This window comes from Flavobacteriales bacterium (assembly GCA_013214975.1).
Classification (GTDB): Bacteria; Bacteroidota; Bacteroidia; order DT-38; family DT-38; genus DT-38.
In genome coordinates, this window is the sequence record JABSPR010000102.1 from 1 (window position 1) to 4961 (window position 4961).

Below are 4961 nucleotides of genomic sequence, written 5' to 3' on the forward strand. Positions count from 1 at the left end.
TGCCTAGGATGCTTATATGACGACTTTCGGAAGCTACACGGAAATCATTAAGTACGTCCTTTTTGAAATCATCAAAACTGATTTCTGCTGAACTACTTGATCTTGTGTTTTTTTTGCTCTTCATTTAAACTGTAATCTCCTAAATTAAGGAGAGCAAACTTAAGGAAAATAGGGGCTACTTTCCGCTGATTGTGTACGTAATAAAGGTTAATCTGTTGCAGTGTCTTACCTTCCTTTCTTAAAAACTAAAATGCCTTCTAGAATAATCCATATTTGACAAATTCCAATAAAGAAGGCGATTGATAATAGCATCCAGTTTTGTTGTTCCAGGAAATTTATAAAATTGTAAGATGTTGCAATAAAAGTAATTATGGTAATAAACATCATGGGAGCTAATGTTATCCAAAAATTTCGTTTTAGTTTAAAGAGCCAAATAGAGATTACCAATAAACTTAATGATCCAAGAAGTTGATTCGTGGATCCAAACAAGGGCCATAGTGTAAGACCACCTTTCCCACTTCCGTCCGAAATAACTAGTAAAAATGAGAATGAAACGGCTAAACCTGCTTGTACATAGCGATTGTCTTTTATTACCGGCATATTTACTGCAGTACCTATTTCAGCAATTATATATCGTTGTATACGAACGGCGGTATCTAGGGAGGTCGCAGCAAAGCTAATAACCAACACCGATATAAATACGGCTGCCAATGAATGCATATTTCCATCTGCTCCTATGGAAGTTTGATCGATTCCTATACTGGCTAAAAATGAAGCTGTGCCATTTACAAAAGCCTCAAGTTTAGAACCCATTCCTGAGGCATGAGCGAAATCTCCATAGTGATGATGCCAAGCATCTGAACTCTCAAAGCCTGCGGCCACGGCCATTGTAGCTGCTACAGCCAATGCGGCTTCGCCTATCATACTTCCATATCCAATTAAACGTGCGTCTTTAAAGTTTGCTAATTGTTTGGAAGTTGTACCACTTGACACCAGTGAATGGAAACCAGAAATAGCTCCACAAGCAATTGTGATAAACAAAAATGGAAACCATGGAATAGGATTATCAACCATTTGGAATGCCGGTGCATCAATTATAGGTTGAGCTACAAAGATGCCTAAATAGATTAATCCCAAACCAACAACAAGTTGATGGGAATTAATAAAGTCTCTTGGCTGTAGTAGCATCCATACAGGTAAAGTGGCTGCAATAAAGCCGTAGATCATGAGGAAAACTATCCATGTCATTACTTCAGACCCATTAATCCATAGAGATTCGGGCATATGAATAGGGTACTTGAAGCCCACAATAATTAGTACATAAAGCATAGCAAGTGCTACTAGTGATGGAATAAGGAGAGATCCCTTTTTTTTGAAAGTCCACCATCCTATAATAACAGATATAATAATCTGGAAGTTTATTGGGATTACTGTTCCCGGATATAAGACGAATAGGTTTGCGATAATAAAGGCGAATACTGCAATTACAATAAATACCAATATGAATATGATAATGAGAAATAAGAGCTTTGATCTGGAATTAATGATAGAACTAGTAACACTTCCAATCGACTGTCCTTTATTCTTTGCAGATAAAACCAAAGCACCGTAATCGTGAACCGCACCCATGAAGATGGTCCCTAGAACGATCCACAATAATGCGGGAATCCATCCCCAAGCTACTGCAATGGCTGGTCCTAATATTGGTGCTGCTCCCGCAATAGAAGAAAAGTGATGACCAAATAAAACGTATTTCGATGTAGGTACGTAATCCAAATCATCTTGAAATTCACGAGAAGGTGTAATCGAATCGTCGTCGTCGGTTTTGTAAACTTTGCTCGAAATATATTTTGAGTAAAAACGATATCCTAGAAAAAGAGTGACTAGACATACTAAAGTAACGTGGGCTCCATTCATTCTTTATAAAATGCCGCTGATTAATAAATCGAGAGAAAAGAAGCATGCAAATAGGATTGACCCAATCCCATTTAAAGTAAAGAAAGCTATAGTAACCTTACTTAAATCATCCGCTTTAACAATAAAATGTTGGTAAGCTAATAATGAAATAAAGGTTGCACTACCAATCCAGTAGTAGATACCAAAGTTGGCGTAAATGCCTGCTATTACTACTAATATCGCAACAAAAACATGCAGTGCGGTAGATAGAACTAGAGAGTTTTTTAACCCTAATTTTACAGGGATCGATTTTAGTTTTTGGCCTTCATCAAAACCTTTGTCTTGCAAGGCATAGATAATATCAAAGCCACTTACCCAAAACAATACGATGAAAGAGAAGATAATTGGGATGATGTCAAATTGTTCGGATACGGCTATGTACGCCCCTATAGGAGCCAGTGCTAAACCTAATCCGAGGATGATATGACATAGATATGTATATCGTTTAGAAAGGCTGTAACCAAGTATTACGATCAGAGCAACTGGCGATAAATAGAAGCAGGCTGAATTGATGAGGTAAGTCGTTCCAATAAATAAAACACAATTTAAAATGACAAAGAAAAGAGCTGATTTAGGACTAACTATCCCTGCAGGAATTTCACGACTTATAGTTCTTGGATTCGCTTGATCGATTTTTCGATCGATGTATCTGTTAAATCCCATTGCTGCATTCCTTGCAAATATCATACATAGGATTACCAATCCGAATAGTTTCCAGTTTAGATCGGTATCTGTATACACAACGCCTAAAAGGAAGCCGATTATTGCGAAGGGTAGCGCAAACACGGTATGACTAAATTTTATTAGCGAAAGATAATTTTTAACTGATCCCATACTTGTTTGAACTCCGAAATGGTGAAGAATTCATAGATACCAAAGATAAATAATTCTAAAGTATACAACGAATTGCCTTACCCTATTTTTTTCGATATTTGCGGTACTAAATAGATGTGTTAAAAATGAGCAAACCAAGTACACCGAAAGGAACAAGAGACTTCTCTCCAGCAGTGATGTCAAGAAGAAATTACATTTTTAACACCATAAAATCGGTGATTAGAAAGTATGGGTTTGCTGAGATTCAAACACCTGCTATTGAAAAACTTTCGACTTTAACTGGTAAGTATGGAGAAGAAGGAGATCGTTTGATATTTAAAATATTGAATTCGGGAGATTATTTATCGAAAGCAAACCCAGAGGCATTAGCAGATAAAAACTCTGTAAAACTGACATCTTCAATAAGTGAAAAGGCCTTGAGGTACGACTTAACAGTGCCTTTTGCACGATATGTAGTCCAAAATAAAAATGATATTGTCTTCCCATTTAAACGATTTCAAATACAGCCAGTTTGGCGGGCAGATCGTCCTCAGAAAAGTAGATATCGTGAGTTTTATCAATGTGATGTAGATGTTATTGGTAGTGATTCTCTCTTAATTGAATTAGAAATAGTCCAGATATTGGATGAGGTTTTTACCGCTTTAGGGTTGGATGTTACAGTGAAGATTAATAACAGGAAAATATTAAGAGGGCTCGCTCAGTATGTTGGTGTTGAAGATAGAATGACGGATTTAGTTGTGGCTATTGATAAGATTGAAAAAGTAGGAATTGAGGGTGTCGTTAAAGAATTGTCGGAAAAGGGGTTTGTGCAAGACGAATTAACAAAAATTGAAGAATTGCTTTTAACAGATAGAGGAGATCTTAAAAAGGTTTCTGAAATGGTGGCTGATTCGAAAGAAGGCCTTAAAGGGTTAGAAGAGATGAATTATGTACTTGATAATAGTACATCTAGCAGCTTAAAGACTGCTAAGGTTGAATTTGATTTCTCTTTAGCTCGTGGGTTAAATTATTACACAGGAACGATTATAGAGGTTGTTTGTGCGGAATTCCCTGTAAGTATTGGCGGAGGTGGGCGGTACGACGATCTAACGGGAGTATTTGGATTAGACAATATGTCTGGGATAGGAGTATCGTTTGGGGCAGATCGTATCTATGATTTAATGTTGGAAAGATCATTGTTCCCCGAGAAACTGGAATTAACCACAAGAGTATTGTTCGTTAATTTTGGAGAGAGAGAGGCGCACTTTTGTTTATCTCTGGTAGCTCAATTGAGAGAAAATGGAATTAGTACCGAGTTATATCCAGACAGTGCTAAGATGAAGAAGCAAATGAAATACGCGGATAGTCGTTTGGTTGAATACGTTGTGTTAGTTGGTGAAGAAGAGATTGAGACCGGGGAAATTAAAGTGAAAGAGATGACTTCAGGAGAGCAGCACACAACAACTATCGCTGAACTTATGCAATTGTTGCAAAATAATTAGAACCGCGTGAAGGTCTTATTCATAGGAAGAAATAATTCGTTTAACAGAAAATTCACCAGTGAATTATTTAAAGACCATAATTTGGTTAGTTGCATATTTGTTGAGATTGATAGGTTTACCCTCAAGGGTAGATTAAGAAAAATTTACGGAAGAATAAAGAGGAAAGGTTTATTCACTGTATTAGATGAACTAGCTTTTCATGTTTATAGCACTTAATATTGAGAAGTGATTATGAAAAGGAGCTACTAAAATCAAAACCCGAGTATTTTGTAAATAGATCTAGAATAGATTGTCCTACCTATGATGTTGTCGATGTCCATTCTGAACAATGGTTGCGATTTATTAAAGAAGAAGATCCGGATATTATTTTCAGTATTTGTTGTAATGTGATTTTTAAACAGGAATTACTAGATATTCCAAGTTTGGGAACTTGCGTTTTACATGAGGGAATTACACCCGAATATAAGGGATTACATACACCAATCTGGGCTTTGTTGAATAGAGATTTTGATTGCTTGGGATATTCAATTATTAAAGCAAATAATGTGATTGACGGCGGTGACGTTTTGGTTCAAGGGAAATATGACCTAAAGGAAAAGGAAGGATTGAGAACTTGGAGTTGGGTTGGTCATAACGCTTTAATTGAAGGGATTCCTGCAATGAAAAAAGCATTTAAAGAGCTGGAAGAAA

General features: G+C 36.6%; 4 protein-coding genes. 2 read left to right on the top strand and 2 right to left on the bottom strand.

Features of this window, described 5'->3' with window-relative positions:
• Positions 1-225: 225 nt before the first annotated feature.
• On the bottom strand, positions 226-1917 hold the full coding sequence (locus HRT72_04060) for a carbon starvation protein A (GenBank protein NQY66881.1): 1692 nt from the start codon (positions 1915-1917) through the stop codon (positions 226-228).
• Between the two features lie 3 nt (positions 1918-1920).
• Complete coding sequence (locus HRT72_04065; protein ID NQY66882.1) at positions 1921-2790, bottom strand: UbiA family prenyltransferase; 870 nt, start codon at positions 2788-2790, stop codon at positions 1921-1923.
• A 125-nt stretch (positions 2791-2915) separates the two neighbouring features.
• On the opposite strand from HRT72_04065, the gene HRT72_04070 reads away from it, so the two are divergent.
• Both HRT72_04070 and HRT72_04075 read left to right on the top strand, forming a co-directional pair.
• Positions 2916-4271: a histidine--tRNA ligase gene (locus HRT72_04070; GenBank protein NQY66883.1), complete on the top strand. Its 1356-nt coding sequence runs from the start codon at positions 2916-2918 to the stop codon at positions 4269-4271.
• Positions 4272-4489: 218 nt separating this feature from the next.
• Positions 4490-4961, top strand: a 472-nt coding sequence (locus HRT72_04075) for a hypothetical protein (protein ID NQY66884.1), incomplete at its 3' end; no start/stop codon positions are given.

What these genes read in the sequence shown, in the direction of transcription:
- HRT72_04060 (NQY66881.1), bottom strand. Translation starts at nt 1,917, where the DNA reads ATGAATGGAGCCCACGTTACTTTAGTATGTCTAGTCACTCTTTTTCTA.
- HRT72_04070 (NQY66883.1), top strand. Translation starts at nt 2,916, where the DNA reads ATGAGCAAACCAAGTACACCGAAAGGAACAAGAGACTTCTCTCCAGCA.
- HRT72_04065 (NQY66882.1), bottom strand. Translation starts at nt 2,790, where the DNA reads ATGGGATCAGTTAAAAATTATCTTTCGCTAATAAAATTTAGTCATACC.